This window comes from Caballeronia sp. SL1002 (assembly GCF_057814995.1).
The window spans coordinates 1400538-1423828 of the sequence record NZ_JBYMUW010000002.1 but is presented as its reverse complement, the minus strand read 5'-3'; the positions used below and the strand labels follow the sequence as shown (position 1 = coordinate 1423828).

Here is a 23291-nt window from a genome sequence, read left to right as displayed (position 1 = left end):
ACTTGGCGAGCCTCTCCCAATAGTTGTCCACATGGCTTTCAACAGTTTCTGTGGGTAACGATGCATCGCTCGCCACGACGCTTAACCGGCATTTACTTACAAAAAAATCGCCGATCCGTCGGTGGAGGGCGCTCGAATTCTTTAAAATGCGCTGTTATTCTCGCGCTGGACCGGGCTGGCCGGGTTCGATCGCGTTGTCCGCGAGCCGGGTTGAGTAACCCGCGTGCAAGTGCCTGGCCCGGAGCCGGGCGTGCTGAAAAGCATTTGCGATAACCAGCGATAACCAGCGATAACCAGCGATAACCAGCGATAACCAGCGATAACCATCCGCGAAACCTGCGCGGCTTTGGGTACGCACCGAGGCGTTATCGCCGGGTGCGTGCCGCAGGGCCGCGTGGAGACCATCATTCATCGTCGTGCGGCTCGTTCCGGCGCGCGGCGCACCAAGGCGCGAGCCTACGCGCCGATCCATCCAAGACATGCCAATCATCAAACGACCGAATTCCCCGCACGCTGGACGTGACGACCGAGACCAGGACCGAGACCGCCGCAATTCACATCGTCGTGACGAGCCCGAAGGGCGCTCGCTCGCTGCACGCATCGTGCTCGGGTTCGCCGGCCTGTTCGCGCTCGTGGCGATTGTGGGCGCGCTGATCGTCGGTTATGCGCTTGTTGTGATGGGTCCGAATCTGCCGTCGCTCGAAGCGCTCACCGATTACCGCCCGAAAGTGCCGCTGCGCGTGTACACGTCCGATCACGTGCTGATCGGCGAGTTCGGCGAGGAACGCCGCAGTCTCGCGCGCTTTCAGGACATTCCCGACCAGATGAAAAAAGCGGTGCTCGCCATCGAGGATTACCGCTTCTACGAGCACGGCGGCGTCGATTTCGTCGGCATTCTGCGCGCGGGCGTGAGCGACGTGATGAAGGGCGGCGCGTCGCAGGGCGCGAGCACGATCACGATGCAGGTCGCGCGCAACTTCTTCCTGTCGAGCGAAAAGACCTATACGCGCAAGATCTACGAGATGCTGCTCGCGTACAAGATCGAGCGCGCGCTCACGAAAGACCAGATTCTCGAGTTGTACATGAACCAGATTTATCTGGGCGAGCGCGCCTACGGTTTCTCGGCGGCGGCGCGCGTGTATTTCGGCAAGGATCTGAAGGACATCACGCTCGCTGAAGCCGCGATGCTCGCCGGGCTGCCGAAAGCGCCGTCGGCGTATAACCCGGTCGTGAATCCGAAGCGGGCGAAGATTCGCCAGCAGTACATCCTGAAGCGCATGCTCGATCTGAACTACATCACGAAGGATCAGTACGATCAGGCCGTCGCCGAGGAAATCCACACGAAATCGGCGGGGACGGAATACGGCGTACACGCCGAATACGTCGCGGAAATGGTCCGCCAGATGATGTACGCGCAGTACAAGGAAGAGACCTACACGCGCGGCCTGTCGGTCACGACCACCATCGATTCCGCCGATCAGGACGCCGCCTACCGCGCCGTGCGCAAAGGCGTGATGGACTACGAGCGGCGTCACGGCTATCGCGGGCCGGAAGGCTCGGTGAATCTGCCGACGGACGCCGACGACCGCGATCAGGCAATCGAGGACGCACTCGTCGATCACCCGGACAACGGCGATCTCGTGGCCGCTGTCGTCACGGCAGTGAGCGCGAAGCAGGTGACGGCGGAGTTCGTCGGCGGGCAGCCCGTGACGATCGCGGGCGACGGTCTGCGCTTTGCCGCGCCCGCGCTGCGCAGCAACGCGTCGGCGGCGCTGCGCATCAAGGCCGGCTCGATCGTGCGGCTCACGCAGGACGCAAAGAACAACTGGCAGATCACGCAGCTTCCGCAGGTGGAAGGCGCGCTCGTGTCGCTCACGCCGCAGGACGGCGCGATCCGTGCGCTGATCGGCGGATTCGATTTCAACAAGAACAAGTTCAATCACATCACGCAGGCGTGGCGTCAGCCGGGATCGAGCTTCAAGCCGTTCATCTATTCGGCTTCGCTCGAAAAGGGCCTGGGACCGGCGACGATCATCAACGACGCGCCGCTCTTCTTCCCGCCGACCACACCGGGCGGCCAGGCCTGGGAGCCGAAGGACGACGACCAACCGGACGGCCCGATGTCGATGCGCACCGGCTTGCAGAAGTCGAAGAATCTCGTGTCGATCCGCATCCTGTCGTTTATCGGCACGCAATACGCGCAGGATTTCGTGACCAGGACCTTCGGCTTCGATGTCGACAAGACGCCGCCGTATCTGCCGCTCGCGCTTGGCGCAGGTCTCGTCACGCCGCTGCAATTGAGCGGCGCGTATTCGGTGTTCGCGAACGGCGGTTTCCGCATCAATCCGTATCTGATCGGCGAAGTGAGCGACGCGCGCGGCACGGTGATTTCGCGCGCGGATCCGCTGATCGCGGGCGGCAATGCGCCGCAGACCCTGCCGCCGCGCAATGCGTATGTGATGAACAGTCTGCTGCATACGGTCGCGACGTCCGGCACCGGATCGGGCACCAACGTGCTCAAGCGTAACGATCTGCAAGGCAAGACCGGCACGACGAACGACGCGAAGGACGGCTGGTTCGCGGGTTATCAGCGACACCTCGTCGCGGTCGCGTGGATGGGTTACGACCAGCCGAAGACGCTCGGCAGCCGCGAATTCGGCGCACAGCTCGCGTTGCCGATCTGGGTGGAATTCATGGGACGCGCGCTGCGCAGCACGCCGCAAGAGCAGATGCCGATGCCCGATGGCCTCACCACCTTCGACGGCGAACTGTTCTACGCCGACAAGACGCCGGGCAACGGATTTGTCGCGAGTATCGGCATGGATACGGCGAACCCGACGGAAGGCGCAAGCGATGCCGTGGGCGGCGTGGGTCCGAGCGGGCTGCAACCGCCGAGCGCGCCGCCGCCCGATGTGAACTCGAACGAGCGCAAGGAAATCATGGAACTTTTCCGGCACTAGCCGGGAACGCATCACATAAAAAAACGCCCCTCGGGGCGTTTTTTTATGTCGGCGCAGAACGTTATCGCGATAGTGCCGATGCCGGCTTGACGACGCACGTGGTATCGACGTGGCGTTTGTCCGCGAACGTCAGCGAGAGCGGCACCGTCGCGCCGACCTTCACCGGCTCGACCGCGTTTTCGAGCATCAGGTGATAGCCCTTCGGCGCGAAACTCAGCGTGCCGTGGGCGGGAACATCGGCGGCGGCGACATGGGACATCGTCGCCGTGCTGCCGTTGCTTTCCGAGCGATGCAGCATCGCCATGCCATAGGCCGGCGTGTCGGCGCCGGTCAGCGTGACGGGCGTGTCGCCGTCGTTGGCGATCACGAAATAGCCCGACGATGGCAGGTTCGGCGGCATCGAACGGATCCAGCAGTCGCGCACTTGTAGCGTCGTGCTTTGAGTTGCGGCTTGCGAAGCAGGGGAAACGGCGAACGCCGCGAAGAGCGCAGCGGTTGCGTGCAGGCTGTAAGAACGTTTTTTCATGGCAGCGTTTATTTGACGTTGAACGTGTAGTGACCTTGCGTGCGATGACCGTCGTCGGCGACCGCTGTCCATTTCACCTGATACGCACCGGGCGCGAGTTCGCCGAGCGCGACCGAGAGATGTTTCTTGTCGCTGGCATCGACGCTCGATTTCGCGGATGTGACCGGCTTGCCGTGCGCATCGGTGACGGTGAGCGTGCTGAAGGCCGCTTCCAGCCCTTCGCTGAACTCGATCGAGACTTCGTGCGGCGCGCCGACGGTGGCGTTGGGCGCGGGCGTCTGCTGTTTCGGCATCGCGTGCGCGAGCGCGAGCGGCGCAGCGGCGACGAAGCACACGGCGACGATGCCGCGTGCGAAGAGTGCGGATTTCATAGGATTCCTTCGTTGATACGGATTGGGTGCGGGTTGAGTGCGGCTAGCGTTCCGGTGACCGGACGATCAAACGAAGGCGGGTGGCGCGCGCGGCTGCGCGGCGATGACGGGTGCATAGGGCGGCCGCTCGTTGCGCCGCGCCACGACCGGCGCGCGCTGCGTCATCGCGCCGATAGCCGCGCCCGTTTCGTGGGCGGGAAGCGTGGGCGTGTGGGCCGCGAGGCCACAATAATCGCAGGCTTGCAGATACGAGAGCGTCGTGTGCTGCGGCGCGTCGTGGTGATCGTGTGTGCGCGTGTCGACGCTGCCGACGCTGCAATACGACGCCAGCATCGACTCCATCACGCTCTGTCGTGCGAGCTTGTGCGCGAGGGCTTGCGAGATCGTGGGCGCGAGCGTCGTCATCAGGATCGCCAGCAATCCCGCGATAACGCCGATCTTCCGTATCAAGCCGCGCTGCATGTTCGCGTGTGTGTCGTGTGGGTTGTGTGTGAATCGAACGGTCGATTATGCCATGTGCGTTTTTCGCCGGATCGCGCGAGCGCGTTGCAACGCCCACGATGAACATTGCGCAATAAGAGTTGCTTCGCCTACGTCCTTGTCTTATAATTCATTCTTCGACGGACGCGGGGTGGAGCAGTCTGGCAGCTCGTCGGGCTCATAACCCGAAGGTCGTAGGTTCAAATCCTACCCCCGCAACCAAGTACCCGTCAGAGGCCACATTCAGAAGCTTGAAGTTGGCAGGTCACACCAGGAATTTAGCGCTTGAGGCGCTGTGCAAAAAACCCGCTTCGGCGGGTTTTTTGCATTGGAGTATCGGCTTTCCGTCAATGCGAATTGCAGCGCCGAACACCGAACGCCGACCGACGCGTGACGTTGCGCACTCGCTCCCCATCTCACCGAGAGGCCTTCCGCCCATGGACTTCACTCACGACCTGCAGGTCATCGCGCATCAGGAACGCACGCTCGTCTTCCCGCAATTCGATTCCGACCGCGCGTGGCAGATCGGCTCGCAACTGCGCGAGATGGCGGTGGCGCGCGGCGCGGCGGTTGCCATCGACGTGCGCACGTTCGGTCGACCGCTCTTCTACGTCGCGCTCGACGGCACGACGCCCGACAACGCGCGATGGGTCGAGCGCAAGGCGCGCACCGTCGAGCACTTCCGGCGCAGCTCGTATGCAATCGGCCTCGCGATGCAGCAAGCAGGCACGACGCTCGCCGATAAATACAGCCTGCCCGCCGCCGAGTTCGCCTCGCACGGCGGCGCGTTTCCGCTCTGCGTCGCGGGTGCGGGCGTGATCGGTTCGGTGACGGTGTCGGGGCTGCCGCAGCGCTCGGATCACCAGATGGTGGTCGAGGCGCTCTGCGCCGTGTTGTCCCACGACTTCGGCGCGCTCGCGCTCGCGACGGTATGAGCGGCATGGGCGATGTGAGCAGTGTGCGCGGCCAGGCTTATGTGATGCTCGCGGTGGCGATCGTCGCGGAGGTGATTGCGACGTCCGCCTTGCGCGCATCCGATGGCTTTACGCGGCTCGTGCCCGCCGCGATCGTCGTGGTGGGTTATGGCGTCTCGTTCTTCCTGCTGTCGCTCACGCTCAGGACCTTGCCGGTCGGGCTGGTCTACGCGGTGTGGTCGGGCGCGGGGATCGTACTCATCACGCTCGTCGCCACGCTGCTGTTCAAGCAGATTCCGGACTGGCCGGCCGTTTGCGGCATGGCGCTGATCGTCGCGGGCGTGGTCGTGCTGAACGTATTTTCGAAGATGAGCGCGCACTGAATTTTTAGCGCTCGCCGGTGCGCGCGCGGCGCGAGTTCCTGCACCGCACTTACTTGCACCGCACGATCATCGAGCGGTTCTTCACGTTCGCCGACACCACGTTGGTGATGCCGCCGCCGGTCGGGCCGCCTTCCTCGTTGTCCTTCGACACGATGTCATACCCCGACGCTCCGCACGCTTTTCCCGCGAGCACGTAGCAGCTTCCCCAGCTCGACGATGCATCCGCGCCGCTGCAATTGACCGCATAGCCGGTCTGGCCATCAGGCAGATTGATGAGCGAAGCATTGTTCGACGATGCGCACGCGCCGAGGCTCGCCGCAAGCGTCAGCGCGCCAGCAGCGGCGATACAGCGCCAGGCAAGGTAACGTCGCGACGACGTCCGCGCGCCGGTGTTCGTTGTGCGGTTATGCCGCTTGAATTCCTTCATCTTTATCCTCTGGTCCCTGAAAAGCGAATCGCGCTCTGCGTGCTCATGGAAATTGCTATCCCGTAGAGGGCAGTGTCCCACATCGGGTTTTCAAATGGCCTGTCATGGCGTGTCCGGGCGCGCGCCGTGCGTGTATCGAAGACGGCGGGCGCGAACGGCGAACGTGACGAGCGTCGCCGTTCGGCGAATCGCAAAGACAGCACGATTCGCGCCAAGTGCCTGAGCGCGGGATCGCGCGCCACGAACCGCCGCGCCGATCGAACTAATCCGCCGCGTATGAACCTTATGTTTATCCGCCTTTGGCGGGCGGTCCGCAGGCGGTCTGCGGGCTGCCCGCATCCGGACCGACAAAAAAACCAAGAGAGGAGGAATTTATATGGCCGAACGCGTAACGGGTCCTTACCGGGGCTATTACATCAGCGCATCCGCGCGCCTGATCCCGACACATGAAACCGCGCACGAAATATCGCACGAGCACGCGGGCGCGCCGATCTACGTTGGATCGGTAAGTCTCGCGGCGAATGGGCCGGACAACGTTCACCGCTTCGAGGCGCTGGTCGATCTCGGCGAACAGCAGCGATTCGCGAGCGAAACGGAAGCGCTCGAACACGTGGAACAGGCGGCGCGCGACTATATCGACCGTCTTTTGCCGAAGGGTGCGTAATGCGCCCGCTGCACTTGCGCCACGACGCATTGCAGGAAATCGCGCAAAGCCTGCTCGATCTCTATCCGAGCAACGCCGACGTGAGCGAGGTCGGTCCGGACGCGCGGCCCGCGCTTTTCTTTAGCTGGCGCACGAGCGGCGCGGCGGATCATCCGGGCAATATCGCGTGGGGCGTCCATTACCGCTTCGCGCCCGGCACGCTGCAGACGTTCGCAGCGCTCGCCGACGACGCGCGGCGCGCCGCCTGCGACCAGGCGCGCGCGCTGAGCCGCGAACTGCGCTTCGATTACGCCGATCCGCAAGCGGTGTCGCTTTTGGTGGTGGATCTGACGCCGGACTGGCTCACGGCGACGGCCTGATTCGCTGTCCGGCGGGCGATGCTGCGCGTACCATGTCGGACGTGTCGGCATCTGTATCGAGGCTTTCTATGGACATCCACTTTCCCGCGGTCGCGCCCGATTATCGCGAGTCCAATCTCACGGTCGTTTTTCGCGCGCTGGTGGACGGCGAGCCGGTGCCGTGCGCGATTTCGGTCGAAGCGCTCGAAGATCACTTCGGCGTGAAGACCTTCGATCCCGCTGGCTGGATCGACGCGTTCGCAATCGGACGCACGCGTATCGAAGACGTGGCGCGCGCGCATTTGCAGTTGAGCGGCGGGGCGCCCGTGCTCCTTAAAAGCGGCCATTTTCCGCCTGGCGAATCCGCCGTCGAGGCGCGTGGCCGCTGACGCCCTGAGTTGCTGAGCTGCTGAGCCGCTGAGCCGCTGAGCGGCTAAGGCGGCACTCCCGCACACCGGCCTGCGCCCGAACGGGCTTATCCGTTTTCATTCATCCAGCGGTTCCCGCGCGCATTACAAATCCGTGTAAAGTTCGCCGCCGCGTATTCGTCTGAATGGCGACAAGATTCTTCCGCGCGCCATTAAACAACCGCGGCACGGCGTTTGCTTCGTGCATCCGGCTCAAATCGGGCAAATATTATAAAAATCGCGCGGGGTCGCCACCATGATTGATTCGTTTGTTTCGTCGCAACTGGAATTCAACGCCTTTTGGCTCATTTGGGCTGCTGTCGGCGTGGTTATTCTCGCGGTTTGTATCGCGATCGCTTCGTCGCTTTATAGCGAATCGGACGAGCCGTTTTATTCCGCTTCAAACCGCGCCGACGACGATCGGGACATGCTCGCCCGATAATCCGCCCGGCGTGCTGAACATTGTTCAGCTTGAATTGACATCGAGCGCTGCGTTCCCGAAAATGTCCAACATGAGCATTCAGGAACGGCGGCTGGAACAACGGCAGGTATTGCGCGAACGGATTCTCGACGTGTCGCGCGGCATCGTCGCGCAAAGCGGTTTTGGCGCGCTGTCCATGCGAAAAATCGCGGAAGCGATCGACTATTCGCCAGCCGCGCTTTATCTGCATTTCAAAAGCCGCGCCGAGATTGCCGAGGCGCTGCGGAGCGAGGGACGCTCGCAGTTGGCGGCCGGGTTCGCGCCCGCTTTCGCCACCGCCGATCCCGCCGCGCAATTGCGCGCGCTCGGCCGGATCTACGTCGATTTCGCGCTCGCCGAGCCGCAGCGTTACGCGTTGATGTTCGTCGAGCTATCCGGCGACGACGCGGCTTTATCGATGCAAGCCGAACCTTACGTTCGGGCCTTCAGCCAACTGAAAGGCTTGCCTGGCCGCGATCCGGCGACCTGCGCCGAGGCGTTCGCCGCCGCGCTTCACGGTCTGGTCGCGCTGGCGCTCGGTGCGAGCGCGCCCGACCGGGCATCGCTCGCGCGGCGGCTCGATGCCACATTCGACGCTTGGCTAGGCCCGGAAGCGCCGGTCAAGCATGCAGTAAAGCCCGCAGCCAAGCCCGCAGCCAAGCCCGCAGCCAAGCCCGCACTAAAGCGCACTGCGCGTAACCCCCGCGCTTAATCCGCGTCGCTGCCCGCCATGAACGCGCGCAGGAAGACGAGCGTGCCCCAGCCCCACATTGCGTTGGAAACGAAGCCGAGCGCCAAACGCGGCAGCATGTTGCCGCTCGGCCAGATGCCGCGCAGCGGATCGACGACGAACACGCTCGCCGCCGTCACCACGATCCCGCCGAACACGAACGCGCCGATCCACGGCGCGGTGCGGTCGGGCGCGACGCGCAGTAGCCACGCCATCAGAATGCCGAAAATCGAACTCCAAAGCGCATTGGCGATGAATTCGGGAATGCCGAGCGGGAGAAACGGGGTGATCGAATAACCGGCGGGATCGACGAGTCCGGCGGCGTGCAGCAGCGCGAGCGTCGATTCGCGGAAAAACAATGAGGCGAGAAAAGCGGAAACGAACGGCAGTATGACTTTTTGCATTGAAGACACCGCTAAAGGGCGCGAGCCGTGGTTTTTAAGACGAGCGCCATTATAGAGGGCCACGCCGCGAGCGAAAGCGCCGCGTTCGTTCGAGCGTCGCGCTAATCGTGAAAGTGGAAAACCTAAGCTAAAAATAATCGTTCTAAACGACCGGACCGGTCCCTAGACTGTTTTCTCGATCAAGGCCGGCGGCAAGCCGCCGCCCACGCGAATGCGCCGCCGCTCAGGGCTACTCGCAGAGCGGCCAGAAGCCCGGCGCCCGACCCCAAGGAAAACAGCAACGATGTCCTACGTAGTGTCGATCTCCGGAAGTCCCTCCGCACCGTCGCGCAGCACTCATCTGCTGTCGATCGCCGAATCCGCGTTGCGCGCGCATGGCGTGACGCTGCGCCGTATCGACGCGCGCGCGCTGCCGCCCGCCGCGCTGATGCACGCCGATTTCGCGCATCCCGCGATTTGCGAGGCGCTGGAATTGATCGAACACGCGGAGGCCGTGGTGATCGCGACGCCGCTTTACAAGGCGTCCTACAGCGGTCTGCTCAAGACGCTGCTCGACTTGCTGCCGCAAACCGGGCTCGCGGGCAAGATCGTCCTGCCGATCGCGACCGGCGGATCGCTCGCGCATCTGCTCGCACTCGACTATGCGTTGAAGCCGGTGTTGTCGTCGCTTGGCGCGCGGCATCATCTGCCGAACGTGTTCGCCTCCGACGCCGATCTGCCGCGCAACGAGCACGGCTACACGCTCAACGCCGGCATCGAGGCGCGCGTGACCGCCGCCGCCGATGCGCTCGCCTATGCCCTGCACGAGCAGGCGCAATTGCGCGAACTGCGCGCGAACGCCGCCACGGCGTCGCGCGAGGCCGTGATCGCCGAGGCGCTCGGCCGCTAACCGTTTCCTGGAAGCGGCTGGCGTCCAACGCGCGGCCCTTTCAAAAATCCCCAATCTGCACGCGCATTTGCCCCAATCCGCAGGAGCCTCGCATGAATGTTTTCTGGTTCATTCCGACCCACGGCGACAGCCGCTATCTCGGCACGTCCGAAGGCGCGCGCGCAGCCGACGCCGATTACTTCCGCCAGATCGCGGTCGCCGCCGATACGCTCGGCTACGAAGGCGTCCTGCTGCCGACCGGCCGGTCGTGCGAGGACGCGTGGGTGGTCGCATCGAGCCTGATTCCGGCGACCCGGCGGCTCAAGTTCCTCGTCGCGATCAGGCCGGGTTTATCGTCGCCGGGATTGTCGGCGCGCATGGCCGCCACCTTCGACCGGCTCTCGGGCGGCCGGCTCCTCGTCAACGTCGTGACGGGCGGCGACCAGGCCGAACTGGAAGGCGACGGCGTGTTCCTCGATCACGACCAGCGCTACGAAGTCACCGACGAATTCCTGCACATCTGGCGCGAATTGCTGGAAGCATCGCACACGAGCGAAGCCGTCAATTTCGAAGGAAAGCATCTGACTTCGAAGGGCGGCAAGCTGCTTTATCCGCCCGTGCAGCGGCCGCATCCGCCGCTGTGGTTCGGCGGTTCGTCGCCGGCGGCGCACGAGATCGTGGGCGACCACATCGATACGTATCTGACCTGGGGCGAGCCGCCCGCCGATGTCGAAAAGAAGCTCGCCGACATTCGCCGGCGCGCCGCCGAAAAGGGCCGGTCGATCAAATTCGGCATCCGGCTGCACGTGATCGTGCGCGAGACGGAGCAGGAAGCGTGGGCCGCGGCCGACACGCTCATCAGCCGTCTCGACGACGCCACCATCCAGCGCGCGCAAGCATCGTTTGCGAAGATGGATTCCGAAGGCCAGCGGCGCATGGCCGCGCTCCACGGCGGCCAGCGCGACAAACTGGAGGTCTATCCGCACTTGTGGGCGGGCGTCGGGCTGGTGCGCGGCGGCGCGGGCACGGCGCTGGTCGGCAATCCGCAGCAAGTCGCCGCGCTGATGAACGAATACGCGGCGCTCGGCATCGACACGTTCATCCTGTCCGGCTATCCGCACCTGGAGGAGTCGTACCGGTTCGCGGAACTCGTGTTCCCGCTATTGCCGCGCGATCAGAAAGCGCGCGTTGCGGGACCGTTGTCGGGGCCGTTCGGCGAGATCGTCGGCACGGCGGAAGTGCCGCGCGCATCGCAAAGCTGAACGCCGATGAAAACCGCTACCCAAATCTCTTCCTCGCCGGCCAGCCGGAGCGCCCTCGGCCCGCTGTTGCGCCGCGTGGGGCGGCAAGTCGCGCCGTGGCTCGTGCCGCTCGCGGTGCTGATCGCGTGGGAGATCGCCGCGAAGACGGGCGGGCTGTCGTCGCGGATCCTGCCCGAACCGCTCGCGGTGCTGAAGGCCGCATGGGCGCTGATCGAGTCGGGCGACATGTGGGCGAACGTCAAGGTAAGCGCGTGGCGCGCGTTGTCGGGTTTTGCGATCGGCGGCGGGATCGGCTTCGTGCTCGGACTCGCGACCGGCCTTTTCCGGCCCGCCGAAACCGCGCTCGATTCGACGATCCAGATGATCCGCAATATCCCCGCGCTCGCGATGATTCCGCTCGTGATCCTTTGGTTCGGCATCGGCGAGGAAGCAAAGCTCTTTCTGGTCGCGCTCGGCGTGTTTTTCCCGGTCTACGTGAATACGTTTCACGGCATCCGCTCGGTGGACGCCAATCTCGTCGAAATGGCGCGCAGTTACGGCCTGTCGGGCTGGCCGCTTTACCGTGACGTGATCCTGCCGGGCGCGCTGCCGTCGATTCTCGTCGGTGTGCGGTTCGCGCTCGGACTGATGTGGGTGATGCTGATTGTCGCGGAAACGATCTCGGCGCAATCGGGAATCGGCTACATGACGATGAACGCGCGTGAATTCCTGCAAACGGATGTGGTGGTGGTCGGCATTCTGCTGTACGCGCTGCTCGGCAAGCTCGCCGACGTGGCCGCGCGCGCGATCGAGCGCGTCACGCTGCGCTGGCATCCCGCGTATCAGAACCCGAACGGAGCGACACGATGAACGCATTGTCTCAAGCCGTGTTCCGGGCCGAAACAAGCGCGGCATCGCCGCGCACGGCGCCGGCATTGCGCCGCGCGAATCCGGGCGATCTCGCGATCGAACTAACCGGCGTCGAGAAGCGCTACGGCGCACGCGGCGTGCTCGAAAACTTCGATTTCGCGATCGAGCGCGGCAGTTTCGTCTCGATCGTCGGGCGCAGCGGCTGCGGAAAATCGACGCTGCTGCGCCTGATCGCCGGGCTGGAAACGGCGACCGCCGGCACGCTCGAACGGCGCGCGCCGGACTGCCGCGCGGCGCTCGAAACCCGCATCATGTTTCAGGACGCGCGGCTGTTGCCGTGGAAAACCGTGCTGCAGAACGTGATGCTCGGACTGCCGCGTTCATCGCGCGACGAAGCGCGCGCCGTGCTCGCCGAAGTGGGCTTGAGCGAGCGCGAGGGCGACTGGCCGGCGCAATTGTCGGGCGGTCAGCGCCAGCGCGTGGCGCTCGCGCGGGCGCTCGTGCATCGGCCGGATCTGCTGCTGCTCGACGAACCGCTCGGTGCGCTCGACGCGCTGACGCGTATCGATATGCACGCGCTGATCGAGCGGCTGTGGCGCGAACACCGCTTTACCGCGCTGCTCGTCACGCATGACGTGCAGGAAGCGCTGGCGTTGGGCGACCGGATCGTGTTGATCGAGGAGGGGCGGATCGCCTTCGATGCCGCCATCGGTTTGGCGCGTCCACGCTCCCGCGCGACGCCCGCATTCGCCGCGCTGGAGGAGCAGGTGCTCAGGCGCGTGATGGCGACGGGCGAGGGCGCTGCTCCCGAGACAAACCCGGACGTGCATCCGCTCTCGATCCGCTGGGCGGTTTGATAACTTCATGCGCATCCGCGCGCCGGCCGTGTCGCCCGACGCGGCTGACATTCGTTCCACAGGAGAGAGTCATGGGCATTACGGCCATCAACGTGCGCAACCAGTTCAGAGGGCGCGTGAAGGAAATCATCCGCGGGCCGGTGGTTTCGGAAGTGGACGTGGAGACGCCGTTCGGCATTGTCACGTCGGTGATCACGACGCGCTCGATCGACGAACTCGAACTCGCGATCGGCGCGGAAGTGGTGGCGCTGGTCAAATCGACAGAGGTGTCGATCGCGCGGCTCTGAGGGTGTTCGCGACGCCGCCGGCTATTTGGCGATCGCGTCGCTGGCCGGATTGTTGTGCAGCATGCGGTCGCTGTTGGGCGGGGCGACGGGGCGCTTGATTGGCATGTTGTCGGGATTCGCGGGCGCCGGGCTGCTGGCGGCAGCGTTGTCCGGCGAATGTGCCATCGAGCCGCCGTTATTGTTACTGCCCGACGCCGCTGGCGGCTTCGATTGGGCGTGCGCCTGAAACGTGGCGCCAAGCGCTGCAAACAGCAACGCGATAGTGAGCAGTCGGGTCGTCATGTGGCCTCCGGAACGGCGGCGTCGCATTCTCGCGGATGCGGCGCCGCTTTTTCATTGTGACCGGAGCCGGTAGAGAAGATTCCGTGAGGCGAGGGTAATCGAGATTTCCGCGATGAAAACGAGTCGAACGCGCTCGTTACCGCGCGCTCCACGCCTTTTCCGGCGCCCGTGCCGCACGCTCCGCCCAGACGCGATTCAACCCTGCGGCCCGCACGATCGCGCGTCGCGCGGCGGCCGGTCTGTCGCCGTGATCGCTCACCTTTTCGATGACGCCCGGCCCGAGTCCCGTCGCCTTGATCCATTGGCCGGCCGCCAGCGTCTCGCATTTGATATCGAGGGCGAGCATCAGGCGAAACGCATCGGCGTCGTTGCCGAGCGGATCGAAGGAGGTGTCCATCTCGGACGCTATGCCGGCAGCGCGCGCGGTGATGGCGAGCATGTCGGCGTAATTGATGTCATTCATTTGACCCTGCGCGCGTTTTCTCGCGTCGCAACCAGCTGTTGAGTAGGGGGAGGCGGGCTTGCAGGCGCCGCGAACCGGCGCACCTTCGGCGCCGTGTATCTAGTAACGGCGTTGCGATGCCATTTCTGAAGCGCCGCGCGAAGAATATCCCGAGGGCCGTGATAACAATGCGGCGTGCGTCGATTCGCGACTTATGCAGGCGCTTTCGCGGATGACGCGGCAAATGCGCGAAAGCCCACGGGGAGTGGGCTTTTTCGATCGGTATTGCCCTGGCGCGTTGAACGCGGCTTGCGATCGGGCGAGCGCATACAGGCGAGACCCGCGAGCGGCGGTCGAATGCAACAACCACGGTGCGGATGTTCGGACCGCTCGCGAACCTCGACGAATCGACGCGCCGGAGTCTCGTAAATCAAGGCGGGAGCTTGGCGTCTATTGCATGCTGCGCGGCGCTCAGTCCTGCCGCCAGGGCTTCATCCGACGTGCTGAAGAGGCGGCTTCCTTCGGTCACGAGGCGGATCGGCAGGCCGATGGGCCGTTTCGGCTCCGGCGTGCAGACGCGCACCACGGCGACAAATCCGGCCGGCGGGCCGTAGGTGAAATCGCTTGCCAGAACCCGAACGGCGTCGAGCGTGACGGTGACTTCAAAGCCTTTGTACGAGTAGATTTTTTCCATTACGCTCACCGGTGCGGACATGGATTCCGAGCCGATGGAATACCGGCTGGGACACGGTGCAGGAAAATCGAGTCTGCGAAATCGAGTGTGCAACATGCCACGCATCGCGGCCAGTCGAGGTCGACGCGGTTCGCGTAGTTTATAGCAAGGCCAGTCGCGCCGCAGCGAGTGCGCGGGCCGAATCCGCGATCGACCGAGGCGGCTTTTCTACGGGCAGCAACCGCTTCCGGATGAACACAAATGCGTGCATGCCGACGTCGCGTGATTGATTGCCGGAAAGCAAAAAGCCCAGTCGCGAGGACTGGGCTTTTTGCTTGAAACTTTTGGGGTGGCTGATGGGGCTCGAACCCACGACAACAGGAATCACAATCCTGGACTCTACCAACTGAGCTACAGCCACCACTGACTTACGACTTATCGCTTGCTACATCCCGCTGGCTTGCTTGATGCTTGCTTGCCAACCGAGAAGCGAGATTATACGAACAAAGATTCCGTTTGCCTAGCCCCGATTGAATCAATTTTCGACTAATTCGGAAGCCTTGCGCAGCTGCGAGCGCGCTTCGTCGAAGATCGCTAGGTCGCCCGTCGCGAGACGGCGGCTGTCGGACAGTACGCGCCGCCAGCCGCGCGCGCCCGCGACGCCGCGATACAGCCCGAGCGCATGCCGCGTGATCGCGCCGAGATAGGTGCCGCGCGCAACTTCCGCACGCGCATAGTCGATCAACCGCGCCTCGATCTCCTCACGCGTCGCCACCGGCGTGTCCGCGCCATAGAAGCGGCTGTCGACTTCCGCCAGCACAAACGGATTGTGATAGGCCTCGCGCCCGAGCATCACGCCGTCGACGTGCGCCAGGTGCGTCTCGACTTCATCGAGCGTCTTGATGCCGCCGTTGATCGAAATTTCAAGGTGCGGAAAATCGCGCTTCAACTGGTACGCGTACTCATATTTGAGCGGCGGAATTTCGCGGTTTTCCTTCGGGCTCAGGCCCTTCAGGATCGCGTTGCGCGCATGGACGATAAACACCTCGCATCCCGCATCGGCCACGGTGCCGACGAAATCGCGCACGAACGCGTAGTCTTCGACCGCGTCGACGCCGATCCGGTGCTTGACCGTCACCGGGACGGACACGGCGTCGCGCATCGCCTTGACGCAATCGGCCACAAGTTGCGGTTCGTTCATCAGGCACGCGCCGAATGCGCCGCGCTGCACGCGTTCCGACGGGCAGCCGCAATTCAGGTTGATTTCGTCGTAGCCCCAGTCTTCGCCGAGCTTCGCCGCGCGCGCGAGATCGCCGGGCTCGCTGCCGCCGAGTTGCAGCGCGACCGGCGCTTCCTCGGGCGTGAAGGCGAGATGGCGCGGGACGTCGCCGTGCAGCAGCGCGCCCGTCGTGACCATTTCGGTGTAGAGCCACGTGTCGCGCGAAATGGACCGGTGAAGCGAGCGGCAATGCCGGTCCGTCCAGTCCATCATCGGGGCAACCGATACTCTTCTTTTGCTCTGTCCCACGTTGAAACCCTTCGTCTGTTCGGCGTCCGGACGCTGTTTCGCGCATCGATATGCGTAAAAAGCGCGCCCGGCAATGTGTCAAACACCGATTTTAACCCGGCAGGGGAAACCGGGAGCGCGCCTACGCCCGCCGCGCCGTCACGCTTTCCCCGCGCGATGCCCGCTCACCGCCGCGCCTGCATCGCGTTTGAGCCCGAATAGATCCGCCACGCCGAAGAGTCCGATCAGCGCGACGATCAAAAACGCCACGCTGAAATCTTCCGGAACGATGCCGCGCGCGTCGTGGCCGTGCAGCCATTCGGCCAGGCGCAACGCGATCGCGCCCGCCGCGACGCCGATCCCCATCGTCATCTGGAAGAGCGTGCTCGACAGCGCCGATGCGCCGCTCATCTGCGCCTTCGGGACATCGGCGAAGCTGAGCGTATTGAGCGCGGTGAACTGGAGCGAGCGCGACAGGCCGCTGAAAAACAGCACCGCGACGATCAGCGTTTTCGGCGTCGCGGGCGTGAGCAGGCTCATCGCGGCTAGCGAGACGGCGGCGGTCACGCCGTTCACGATCAGCACGGAGCGAAAGCCGAAGCGCCGCATGACCGGCGTGGTGACGAGTTTCATCGAGAGATTGCCGGCGAAGACGGCGAGCGTCAGCAGGCCGGATTCGAACGCGTTCATCCCGAAGCCGATCTGAAACATAAGCGGCAGCAGGAACGGCACGGCGCTGATCGAAATTCGGAACAGCGATCCGCCGCCCATCGCCACCGCGAACGTGTGGATGCGCAGCGCGGCCAGATCGACGAGCGGATCGGCCGCGCGCCGCAGATGCAGCCACGCCGCGATCCCGCACGCCACGCCCGTTCCGGTGAGCGCGGCCGTGAGCGTCCACGGTGTGTCGCTGCGGCCGATTAGCTCCATCGCGTACAGCAGCGTCGTGCAGGCCGCGCCGCAAAGGACGAAACCGAGGGTATCGAAGCGGCGGCGCGCGTGCTCGCTGGTGTTATCGAGAAAGCGCAGCGCGAGCAGCAGGCCGATCGCGCCGAGCGGCAAATTCAGGAAGAAGATCCATCGCCACGACGAATACGTTGTGATGAATCCGCCGAGCGGCGGCCCGATCACGGGCGCGACGAGCCCCGGCCACGTGATGATCGCAATCGCGCGCATCAGCCCGGCTTTCGGCGTCGCGCGCAGCACGGCGAGCCGTCCGACCGGCACCATCATCGCGCCGCCGATGCCCTGCAGCACACGCGCGGCGGTAAACGCGGGCAGGGTGGACGTCATGCCGCACAGCACGGAGGCGACGGTAAAGACGGCAATCGCGCTGCCGAACACGGTGCGCAGGCCGAAGCGGTCGGCGGCCCAGCCGCTGATCGGGATGAATACGGCCAGCGTCAAAAGGTACGACGTGATGCCGAGGCTCATGTCCACCGGATGCACGCCGAACGAGCGGGCCATCTGCGGCAGCGCAGTCGCGATGATCGTGCCGTCGAGGTTCTCCATGAAGAAGGTCGCCGCGACCAGCATGACGATCAGCGACGCGCCGCGCTCGGTCGCGGGCAGTTCGGGCGGACTGGCTTCGGTTGCCTGCATCGATACGGTTCTCCGGAGAATGAACGCTTATGCCGCAAACCCGCGCGACAACCGTAAGCGCCGGGAAAGCGCGCCGAAACCCCGCCGCAAGACGGCGGCGGCAGTCCGCGCGGGCCTTGTCCGGGCGTCACAGCAGAACGGTTGCGGCTATGGTAGCGTCGGCGTTTGGCAGGTGCCGGCTGCGCGCGCTCAAGCGCCCATTCAGTTGCACAACGCGCCTGGACGCCTGCGGTTTTTGCCACAACCTACTAAAGGAAGCAAGCGATGGAGTATCGGAAGCTCGGTAATACCGACGTCGACGTGAGCCTGATCGGCCTCGGCACGATGACCTGGGGCGAGCAGAACACGGAAAGCGACGCGCACGCGCAGATCGACTACGCGCTCGGCGCGGGCGTCAATCTCATCGACGCGGCGGAAATGTATCCGGTGCCGCCGCGTCCCGAGACGCAGGGCCGCACCGAACAGTACATCGGCACGTGGCTCGCGCAGCATCGCGGCCAGCGCGACAAGATCGTGCTCGCGACCAAGATTGCCGGCCCGGCGCGCCAGCCGCACAACCCGCGCCACATTCGCGGCGAGGGCAACCAGCACGACCGCGCGAACCTGACGGCGGCGATCGATTCGAGCCTGCAGCGTCTCCAGACGGATTACGTCGATCTTTACCAGTTGCACTGGCCCGACCGCAGCACGATGACGTTCGGCCGCCCGTCGTACCCGTATATCGACGACGAATACACCGTGCCGGTCGAAGAGACGCTCGCCGCGCTCGGCGATCTCGTGAAGGCGGGCAAGATCCGCTACGTCGGTCTCTCGAACGAAACGCCGTGGGGCGTCGCGCAGTTCCTGCGCGCGGCTGAAAAGCTGAATCTGCCGCGTATCGTGAGCATTCAGAATCCGTACAGCCTCGTGAACCGCACGTTCGAGACGGGTTTGTCGGAGTTCACGCATAAGGAAAAAGTCGGCCTGCTCGCGTATTCGCCGCTCGCGTTCGGCTGGCTGACCGGCAAATATGCGGATGGCGCGCGGCCGGAAGGCGCGCGCATCACGCTCTTCGAACGATTCCAGCGCTACAGCAAGCCGCACGCGATCCGCGCGATCGACACTTACGTCGCGCTCGCGAAGCGCCACGGCCTGAGCCCCGCGCAACTCGCGCTCGCGTTCGTGAGCAGCCGTCCGTTCACGACGAGTAATCTGATCGGCGCGACTTCGATGGCGCAGTTGAAAGAAAACATCGACAGCGCGAAGCTCGTTTTGTCGGACGAGATTCTGGCCGAAATCGAGGCGCTGCACGAAGCGCAGCCGAATCCGGCGCCGTGATCCTGCGCTCGCTTCGTGGCACCTCGTGGCGCTTGCTGCGAGGCGCATAATCTTCAAGATGCCGCTCGCCGGTGAGGGTTCGCCGGCGCAAGTCAGATTCTGTTACAAGCCGCCGCGCCGTTCGCGGCGCGCGTCTTCGCTGCTTTGAGCTGTTTTTGCGCTGTTTCTCGCGCGTGTGCCGGTCCGATGGCATCGCGCTTGCTCGATTGTCCTGACCGTTCTGATTGCCGCCGCCGCGCCTCTCGCGCTTCGGCGAGCGTTTCTGCTCAAGGAGTCGTCGCCCATGTCCCAAAATTCCACGAAGTCCGATTCGGATCTCGACCGCCTCAGTATCGACACGATCCGCACGCTGTCGATGGACGCCGTGCAGAAAGCCAATTCCGGACACCCCGGCACGCCGATGGCGCTCGCGCCGGTCGGCTTTCACCTCTGGCAAAAGCATCTGCGCTATGACCCGTCCGAGCCGCTATGGCCGAACCGCGACCGCTTCGTGCTGTCGGTCGGTCATGCCTCGATGCTGCTTTATTCGCTGCTGCATCTGACGGGCGTCGTCGCGGTGGACGAGCACGGCAAGCCGAACGGCACGCCCGCCGTCTCGCTCGACGACATCAAGCAGTTCCGCCAGCTCGACAGCAAGACGCCGGGGCATCCCGAATACCGCATGACAACGGGCGTCGAAACGACGACCGGTCCGCTCGGGCAAGGACTCGGCAATAGCGTTGGCATGGCGATGGCAGCGCGCTGGTACGAGTCGCATTTCAACCAGCCCGACGCGAAGATTTTCGACTACCGCGTGTACGCGCTCTGTGGCGACGGCGACATGATGGAAGGTGTCTCGCACGAAGCCGCGTCGCTTGCCGGGCACCTTGGGCTCTCGAACCTCATCTGGATCTACGACAGCAATCGCGTGACGATCGAAGGCCACACGGATCTCGCCTACAGCGACGACGTGGAAGCGCGCTTTCACGGTTACCGCTGGAACACGCTGCACGTCGACGACGCCAACGACGGCAACGCACTCGAAGCCGCGCTCAACCAGGCGAAGGCGACCACCGACAAGCCGACTTTGATCGTCGTGAAAAGCGTGATCGGCTGGGGCGCGCCGAACAAGCAGGACACGTCGGCGGCGCACGGCGAGCCGCTCGGCGTCGAGGAAATCAAGCTGGCGAAGCGCGCCTACGGCTGGCCGGAAGACGCGCAATTTCTCGTGCCGGACGGCGTGCGCGAGCATTTCGATCAGGGCATCGGCGCGCGCGGCCGGAAGGCGCGCGAAACTTGGCAGAAGAATTTCGACGCCTACGCCGAGAAATATCCTGACCTCGCGAAGGAATTCGCGCAGATCGAGGCGCACGAAATGCCGGACGGCTGGGACGCGGACATCCCGACTTTCGACGCCGACGCGAAGGGCGTCGCTTCGCGCGATTCGTCGGGCAAGGTGCTGAACGCGATCGCCAAGCGCGTGCCGTGGATCATCGGCGGCTCGGCGGATTTGTCGCCCTCGACCAAAACCGACCTCAAGTTCGAAGGCGCGGGCAGTTTCGAGCACGACAACTACGGCGGCCGCAACCTGCACTTCGGCATCCGCGAGCACGGCATGGGCGCGGTCGCGAACGGCCTCGCGCTCTCCAACCTGCGCCCGTATGCATCCACGTTCCTGATTTTCAGCGACTACATGAAGCCGCCGATCCGCCTTTCATCGATCATGGAAGTGCCGGTGATTTACGTGTTCACGCACGATTCCATCGGCGTGGGCGAGGACGGCCCGACCCATCAGCCGATCGAGCAGCTGGCCTCGTTGCGCGCCGTGCCGGGCCTCACGACGTTCCGTCCCGCCGACGCGAACGAAGTGGCCGAAACCTGGCGCGTGGCGTTGTCCCATCCTCGCGAGCCGTCGTGCATCGTGGTGTCGCGTCAGCCGCTGCCGACCTTCGACCGCACGAAATACGCGTCGGCCGAGGGCGTGAAACACGGCGCTTATGTGCTCGCGGATGCGCCGGACGGCAAGAAGCCCGAGGTCTTGCTGCTGTCCACCGGCAGCGAGGTGTCGGTGTGTGTCGAGGTGTATGAAAAGCTCAAGAGCGAGGGGATCGCCGCGCGCGTGGTGTCGATGCCGTCCTGGGATCTCTTCGAAAAGCAGGACACGGCGTACAAGGATTCCGTCCTGCCGCCCGATGTGAACGCGCGCGTGGCCGTCGAACAGGCCGGTTCGCTCGGCTGGGACCGATACGTGGGCCGGCTCGGCTCGCAGGTCGTGATGCACACGTTCGGCGCGTCCGCGCCGCTCGCCGCGCTGAAGACGAAGTTCGGCTTCACGCCGGAGCACATCTACGGCGAAGCGAAGAAGCAGATCGAGCGGGTCAAATCGACGAACGGCAAGGAGTAACTCATGCAGATCGGCATAGTCGGGCTGGGCAAAATGGGCGGCAACATCGGCCGCCGGCTGATGCGCGGCGGCAATACGTGCGTCGCCTACGATCACAATTCCGCCGCGACCGACGCGCTCGCGAAGGACGGCGCGACCGGCGCTTCGGACCTGGGCGATCTGGTCGCGAAGCTCGACGCGCCGCGCGTCGTCTGGCTGATGCTGCCCGCGGGCAAGATCACCGAGGACACGCTCGCGGATCTCCACAATCTGCTGGCGGAGGGCGACACGGTCATCGACGGCGGCAATAGCTTTTACAAGGACGATATCCGCCGCGCCGCGCAGTTCCGCGACAAAGGTGTGCATTACGTCGATGTCGGCACGTCCGGCGGCGTCTGGGGACTGGAGCGCGGCTACTGCATGATGATCGGCGGCGAGGAGGAGGTGGTGAAGCGGCTCGATCCGATCTTTTCCGTGCTCGCGCCAGGCCTCGGCGATATCGCCCGGACGCCGGGCCGCGAGGGCCGCGATGCGCGTGTGGAAAACGGCTATATGCACACCGGCCCGGTCGGCTCGGGGCATTTCGTGAAGATGGTCCACAACGGCATCGAGTACGGCCTGATGCAGGCTTACGCGGAAGGTTTCGATATCCTGAAGCACAAGGCGTCGGACGAACTGCCCGCCGATCAGCGCTTCGACCTCGACCTCGCCGACGTGTCGGAAGTCTGGCGGCGCGGCAGCGTGGTGTCGTCGTGGCTGCTCGATCTGACGGCGGGCGCGCTCGCCGGAAACAGCACGCTCGACACGTATTCCACCGAGGTGGCGGACAGCGGCGAAGGGCGCTGGACCATCGAGGCGGCGATCGAGGAAGCGGTGCCGGCGCAGGTTTTATCGGCGGCGCTTTATACGCGGTTCCGCTCGCGCGATGCGCTCTCGTTCGCCGAACGCATGCTTTCCGCGATGCGTTTCGGCTTCGGCGGACACAAGGAATTTCCGGTGAAGTAGTGCGTTTTCAGGTTTGACGCATCAAGCAAAAAAGGCCGCCGGGCATTGCGCCCGGCGGCCTTTTTTCAACGCATCATCCGACGCCGGAATAGCAGCGCGCACACGAAGAACGGCACGATCGCGTAGGCGAGCAGCACGGCGGCGTGAAGCAGCGCGTGGCCGGCAGGACGGCCGAGCATGGCGGGCCGGATCAGTTCGACCGCGTGCGACAGCGGCAGCAGCCAGGACACGTGTTGCGCGAGCGGCGGCAGTTGCGTGAGCGGGAAGAACACGCCGGAGAGCAGCAGCATCGGCGTGAGCAAGAGCGTTTGGTAGAACATGAAGAAGTCGTAGCTCGGCGCGAGCGCCGTGACGATCATCGCCGTACTCGCGAACGCCAGCCCGGTCAGCACGATCACGGGAAGCGCGGCGAGCATCGACGGAAAGCTCGCGTAGCCGAGCACGCCCGCGACCAGCATGATCGCGACGCCCGAGAGCATCGACTTGCTCGCCGCCCAGACCACTTCGCCGAGCACGATATCGCCGAGCGTGAGCGGCGTGTGCATGATCGCCTCCCACGTGCGCTGGACGTGCATGCGCGAAAAACCGGAGTACATCGCCTCGAAGCTCGCCGACATCATCACGCTCGACGCCACCGTGCCCGCCGCGAGAAACGCGATGTACGAGACGCCCTCGACCCGCCCGACCATGAGGCCCAAGCCAAGACCCAGGCCGAAAAGATAGATCATCGGATCGGCGAGATTGCCGAACATCGAGGCGATCGCGAGCTTGCGCCAGACAAGGTAATTGCGCCGCCATACCGACATCCAGTTGGACGCGTTCGCGGGCATGGCCGCCGCGATGCCTTCGCCGACTGTCCGTTCCGGCGAAAGCGCCGGTTGTTCTGGGTTCGTGTGCTGGTTCAGGGTGTCCAT

General features: G+C 64.5%; 27 protein-coding genes and 2 tRNA genes. 17 read left to right on the top strand and 12 right to left on the bottom strand.

What is annotated here, in order from left to right; genetic code table 11:
* Window positions 1–479 precede the first annotated feature (479 nt).
* Window positions 480–2960 (top strand): penicillin-binding protein 1A, encoded by a 2481-nt coding sequence (locus AC3D25_RS09230; protein WP_488888110.1) that lies wholly within the window; start codon window positions 480–482, stop codon window positions 2958–2960.
* A 61-nt stretch (window positions 2961–3021) separates the two neighbouring features.
* On the opposite strand, the gene AC3D25_RS09225 is transcribed toward AC3D25_RS09230, so the two are convergent.
* The 3 genes from AC3D25_RS09225 to AC3D25_RS09215 form a co-directional block, all read right to left on the bottom strand.
* Complete coding sequence (locus AC3D25_RS09225) at window positions 3022–3486, bottom strand: copper chaperone PCu(A)C (protein ID WP_488888109.1); 465 nt, start codon at window positions 3484–3486, stop codon at window positions 3022–3024.
* A gap of 8 nt (window positions 3487–3494) precedes the next feature.
* Window positions 3495–3857 carry a copper homeostasis periplasmic binding protein CopC gene (gene copC / locus AC3D25_RS09220; RefSeq protein ID WP_488888108.1) on the bottom strand — a complete coding sequence of 121 codons (363 nt, stop codon included), beginning with the start codon at window positions 3855–3857 and terminating at the stop codon, window positions 3495–3497.
* Between the two features lie 66 nt (window positions 3858–3923).
* The gene (locus AC3D25_RS09215) at window positions 3924–4307 is read right to left on the bottom strand and encodes a DUF2946 domain-containing protein (protein ID WP_488888107.1); all 384 of its coding nucleotides are present in this window, start codon (window positions 4305–4307) and stop codon (window positions 3924–3926) included.
* A gap of 175 nt (window positions 4308–4482) precedes the next feature.
* On the opposite strand from AC3D25_RS09215, the gene AC3D25_RS09210 reads away from it, so the two are divergent.
* From AC3D25_RS09210 to AC3D25_RS09200, 3 genes are all read left to right on the top strand, one after another.
* A tRNA-Met gene (locus tag AC3D25_RS09210) sits at window positions 4483–4559 on the top strand.
* A 215-nt stretch (window positions 4560–4774) separates the two neighbouring features.
* Window positions 4775–5272, top strand: coding sequence for a heme-degrading domain-containing protein (locus AC3D25_RS09205; RefSeq protein WP_488888106.1), 498 nt, complete (start codon window positions 4775–4777; stop codon window positions 5270–5272).
* Between the two features lie 5 nt (window positions 5273–5277).
* Entirely contained in the window at window positions 5278–5634 is a 357-nt protein-coding gene (locus AC3D25_RS09200) for a DMT family transporter (protein WP_488889648.1), read from the top strand.
* Window positions 5635–5683: 49 nt separating this feature from the next.
* On the opposite strand, the gene AC3D25_RS09195 is transcribed toward AC3D25_RS09200, so the two are convergent.
* Window positions 5684–6061, bottom strand: a complete 378-nt coding sequence (locus AC3D25_RS09195) for a hypothetical protein (RefSeq protein WP_488888105.1) — start codon at window positions 6059–6061, stop codon at window positions 5684–5686.
* 376 nt (window positions 6062–6437) lie between these two features.
* Here AC3D25_RS09195 and AC3D25_RS09190 point away from each other — a divergent pair, with 376 nt between their 5' ends.
* The 5 genes from AC3D25_RS09190 to AC3D25_RS09170 all read left to right on the top strand — a co-directional run bounded on the left by AC3D25_RS09190 (window position 6438) and on the right by AC3D25_RS09170 (window position 8642).
* Complete coding sequence (locus AC3D25_RS09190; protein WP_488888104.1) at window positions 6438–6725, top strand: hypothetical protein; 288 nt, start codon at window positions 6438–6440, stop codon at window positions 6723–6725.
* Window positions 6725–7084 carry a hypothetical protein gene (locus AC3D25_RS09185; protein ID WP_488888103.1) on the top strand — a complete coding sequence of 120 codons (360 nt, stop codon included), beginning with the start codon at window positions 6725–6727 and terminating at the stop codon, window positions 7082–7084. The genes AC3D25_RS09190 and AC3D25_RS09185 overlap by 1 nt, the downstream gene beginning before the upstream one ends.
* Before the next feature lie 68 nt (window positions 7085–7152).
* Window positions 7153–7452, top strand: coding sequence for a DUF1488 family protein (locus tag AC3D25_RS09180; protein ID WP_488888102.1), 300 nt, complete (start codon window positions 7153–7155; stop codon window positions 7450–7452).
* Window positions 7453–7726: 274 nt separating this feature from the next.
* The gene (locus AC3D25_RS09175) at window positions 7727–7912 is read left to right on the top strand and encodes a hypothetical protein (RefSeq protein WP_488888101.1); all 186 of its coding nucleotides are present in this window, start codon (window positions 7727–7729) and stop codon (window positions 7910–7912) included.
* A 70-nt stretch (window positions 7913–7982) separates the two neighbouring features.
* On the top strand, window positions 7983–8642 hold the full coding sequence (locus AC3D25_RS09170; protein WP_488888100.1) for a TetR/AcrR family transcriptional regulator: 660 nt from the start codon (window positions 7983–7985) through the stop codon (window positions 8640–8642).
* Here the strand turns inward: AC3D25_RS09170 and AC3D25_RS09165 are convergent.
* A complete protein-coding gene (locus AC3D25_RS09165; RefSeq protein WP_488888099.1) occupies window positions 8639–9064 on the bottom strand; it encodes a hypothetical protein in 426 nt (141 codons plus the stop codon). The genes AC3D25_RS09170 and AC3D25_RS09165 overlap by 4 nt on opposite strands.
* Before the next feature lie 283 nt (window positions 9065–9347).
* On the opposite strand from AC3D25_RS09165, the gene ssuE reads away from it, so the two are divergent.
* The 5 genes from ssuE (at window position 9348) to AC3D25_RS09140 (ending at window position 13187) form a co-directional block, all read left to right on the top strand.
* Window positions 9348–9953 (top strand): NADPH-dependent FMN reductase, encoded by a 606-nt coding sequence (ssuE, locus tag AC3D25_RS09160; protein ID WP_488888098.1) that lies wholly within the window; start codon window positions 9348–9350, stop codon window positions 9951–9953.
* A 92-nt stretch (window positions 9954–10045) separates the two neighbouring features.
* Window positions 10046–11194, top strand: coding sequence for an FMNH2-dependent alkanesulfonate monooxygenase (ssuD, locus tag AC3D25_RS09155; RefSeq protein WP_488888097.1), 1149 nt, complete (start codon window positions 10046–10048; stop codon window positions 11192–11194).
* A 6-nt stretch (window positions 11195–11200) separates the two neighbouring features.
* Entirely contained in the window at window positions 11201–12043 is an 843-nt protein-coding gene (gene ssuC, locus AC3D25_RS09150; protein ID WP_488888096.1) for an aliphatic sulfonate ABC transporter permease SsuC, read from the top strand.
* Entirely contained in the window at window positions 12040–12900 is an 861-nt protein-coding gene (locus AC3D25_RS09145; protein ID WP_488888095.1) for an ATP-binding cassette domain-containing protein, read from the top strand. Before ssuC ends, AC3D25_RS09145 begins: the two co-directional genes overlap by 4 nt.
* Window positions 12901–12971: 71 nt before the next feature.
* Window positions 12972–13187 carry a TOBE domain-containing protein gene (locus AC3D25_RS09140; protein ID WP_488888094.1) on the top strand — a complete coding sequence of 72 codons (216 nt, stop codon included), beginning with the start codon at window positions 12972–12974 and terminating at the stop codon, window positions 13185–13187.
* Between the two features lie 21 nt (window positions 13188–13208).
* On the opposite strand, the gene AC3D25_RS09135 is transcribed toward AC3D25_RS09140, so the two are convergent.
* From AC3D25_RS09135 to AC3D25_RS09110, 6 genes are all read right to left on the bottom strand, one after another.
* Complete coding sequence (locus AC3D25_RS09135) at window positions 13209–13469, bottom strand: hypothetical protein (RefSeq protein ID WP_488888093.1); 261 nt, start codon at window positions 13467–13469, stop codon at window positions 13209–13211.
* A 136-nt stretch (window positions 13470–13605) separates the two neighbouring features.
* The gene (locus tag AC3D25_RS09130; protein WP_488888092.1) at window positions 13606–13932 is read right to left on the bottom strand and encodes a hypothetical protein; all 327 of its coding nucleotides are present in this window, start codon (window positions 13930–13932) and stop codon (window positions 13606–13608) included.
* A gap of 409 nt (window positions 13933–14341) precedes the next feature.
* Entirely contained in the window at window positions 14342–14605 is a 264-nt protein-coding gene (locus AC3D25_RS09125) for a hypothetical protein (RefSeq protein WP_488888091.1), read from the bottom strand.
* 324 nt (window positions 14606–14929) lie between these two features.
* Window positions 14930–15005 (bottom strand) — tRNA-His (locus tag AC3D25_RS09120).
* 114 nt (window positions 15006–15119) lie between these two features.
* The gene (dusA, locus tag AC3D25_RS09115) at window positions 15120–16076 is read right to left on the bottom strand and encodes a tRNA dihydrouridine(20/20a) synthase DusA (RefSeq protein WP_488888090.1); all 957 of its coding nucleotides are present in this window, start codon (window positions 16074–16076) and stop codon (window positions 15120–15122) included.
* Between the two features lie 174 nt (window positions 16077–16250).
* A complete protein-coding gene (locus tag AC3D25_RS09110; protein ID WP_488888089.1) occupies window positions 16251–17693 on the bottom strand; it encodes an MFS transporter in 1443 nt (480 codons plus the stop codon).
* Between the two features lie 264 nt (window positions 17694–17957).
* Between AC3D25_RS09110 and AC3D25_RS09105 the strand changes: the two genes are divergently transcribed.
* The 3 genes from AC3D25_RS09105 to gnd all read left to right on the top strand — a co-directional run bounded on the left by AC3D25_RS09105 (window position 17958) and on the right by gnd (window position 22377).
* Window positions 17958–19010 carry an NADP(H)-dependent aldo-keto reductase gene (locus AC3D25_RS09105; RefSeq protein WP_488888088.1) on the top strand — a complete coding sequence of 351 codons (1053 nt, stop codon included), beginning with the start codon at window positions 17958–17960 and terminating at the stop codon, window positions 19008–19010.
* Between the two features lie 283 nt (window positions 19011–19293).
* A complete protein-coding gene (gene tkt, locus AC3D25_RS09100) occupies window positions 19294–21393 on the top strand; it encodes a transketolase (RefSeq protein ID WP_488888087.1) in 2100 nt (699 codons plus the stop codon).
* Window positions 21394–21396: 3 nt separating this feature from the next.
* Entirely contained in the window at window positions 21397–22377 is a 981-nt protein-coding gene (gene gnd / locus AC3D25_RS09095; protein ID WP_488888086.1) for a phosphogluconate dehydrogenase (NAD(+)-dependent, decarboxylating), read from the top strand.
* 65 nt (window positions 22378–22442) lie between these two features.
* Here the strand turns inward: gnd and AC3D25_RS09090 are convergent, their stop codons facing one another.
* Window positions 22443–23291 (bottom strand): ABC transporter permease, encoded by an 849-nt coding sequence (locus AC3D25_RS09090; RefSeq protein WP_488888085.1) that lies wholly within the window; start codon window positions 23289–23291, stop codon window positions 22443–22445.

Bases quoted from the DNA above. Each gene is read 5' to 3' on its own strand.
- gnd (WP_488888086.1), top strand. From the start codon at position 21,397: ATGCAGATCGGCATAGTCGGGCTGGGCAAAATGGGCGGCAACATCGGC.
- AC3D25_RS09145 (WP_488888095.1), top strand. From the start codon at position 12,040: ATGAACGCATTGTCTCAAGCCGTGTTCCGGGCCGAAACAAGCGCGGCA.
- AC3D25_RS09165 (WP_488888099.1), bottom strand. From the start codon at position 9,064: ATGCAAAAAGTCATACTGCCGTTCGTTTCCGCTTTTCTCGCCTCATTG.
- AC3D25_RS09140 (WP_488888094.1), top strand. From the start codon at position 12,972: ATGGGCATTACGGCCATCAACGTGCGCAACCAGTTCAGAGGGCGCGTG.
- AC3D25_RS09190 (WP_488888104.1), top strand. From the start codon at position 6,438: ATGGCCGAACGCGTAACGGGTCCTTACCGGGGCTATTACATCAGCGCA.
- AC3D25_RS09205 (WP_488888106.1), top strand. From the start codon at position 4,775: ATGGACTTCACTCACGACCTGCAGGTCATCGCGCATCAGGAACGCACG.
- AC3D25_RS09170 (WP_488888100.1), top strand. From the start codon at position 7,983: ATGAGCATTCAGGAACGGCGGCTGGAACAACGGCAGGTATTGCGCGAA.
- ssuE (WP_488888098.1), top strand. From the start codon at position 9,348: ATGTCCTACGTAGTGTCGATCTCCGGAAGTCCCTCCGCACCGTCGCGC.
- AC3D25_RS09110 (WP_488888089.1), bottom strand. From the start codon at position 17,693: ATGCAGGCAACCGAAGCCAGTCCGCCCGAACTGCCCGCGACCGAGCGC.
- ssuC (WP_488888096.1), top strand. From the start codon at position 11,201: ATGAAAACCGCTACCCAAATCTCTTCCTCGCCGGCCAGCCGGAGCGCC.
- tkt (WP_488888087.1), top strand. From the start codon at position 19,294: ATGTCCCAAAATTCCACGAAGTCCGATTCGGATCTCGACCGCCTCAGT.
- AC3D25_RS09225 (WP_488888109.1), bottom strand. From the start codon at position 3,486: ATGAAAAAACGTTCTTACAGCCTGCACGCAACCGCTGCGCTCTTCGCG.
- ssuD (WP_488888097.1), top strand. From the start codon at position 10,046: ATGAATGTTTTCTGGTTCATTCCGACCCACGGCGACAGCCGCTATCTC.
- AC3D25_RS09130 (WP_488888092.1), bottom strand. From the start codon at position 13,932: ATGAATGACATCAATTACGCCGACATGCTCGCCATCACCGCGCGCGCT.
- copC (WP_488888108.1), bottom strand. From the start codon at position 3,857: ATGAAATCCGCACTCTTCGCACGCGGCATCGTCGCCGTGTGCTTCGTC.
- AC3D25_RS09105 (WP_488888088.1), top strand. From the start codon at position 17,958: ATGGAGTATCGGAAGCTCGGTAATACCGACGTCGACGTGAGCCTGATC.
- AC3D25_RS09090 (WP_488888085.1), bottom strand. From the start codon at position 23,291: ATGGACACCCTGAACCAGCACACGAACCCAGAACAACCGGCGCTTTCG.
- AC3D25_RS09180 (WP_488888102.1), top strand. From the start codon at position 7,153: ATGGACATCCACTTTCCCGCGGTCGCGCCCGATTATCGCGAGTCCAAT.
- AC3D25_RS09185 (WP_488888103.1), top strand. From the start codon at position 6,725: ATGCGCCCGCTGCACTTGCGCCACGACGCATTGCAGGAAATCGCGCAA.
- dusA (WP_488888090.1), bottom strand. From the start codon at position 16,076: ATGATGGACTGGACGGACCGGCATTGCCGCTCGCTTCACCGGTCCATT.
- AC3D25_RS09195 (WP_488888105.1), bottom strand. From the start codon at position 6,061: ATGAAGGAATTCAAGCGGCATAACCGCACAACGAACACCGGCGCGCGG.
- AC3D25_RS09175 (WP_488888101.1), top strand. From the start codon at position 7,727: ATGATTGATTCGTTTGTTTCGTCGCAACTGGAATTCAACGCCTTTTGG.
- AC3D25_RS09200 (WP_488889648.1), top strand. From the start codon at position 5,278: ATGGGCGATGTGAGCAGTGTGCGCGGCCAGGCTTATGTGATGCTCGCG.
- AC3D25_RS09230 (WP_488888110.1), top strand. From the start codon at position 480: ATGCCAATCATCAAACGACCGAATTCCCCGCACGCTGGACGTGACGAC.
- AC3D25_RS09135 (WP_488888093.1), bottom strand. From the start codon at position 13,469: ATGACGACCCGACTGCTCACTATCGCGTTGCTGTTTGCAGCGCTTGGC.
- AC3D25_RS09125 (WP_488888091.1), bottom strand. From the start codon at position 14,605: ATGGAAAAAATCTACTCGTACAAAGGCTTTGAAGTCACCGTCACGCTC.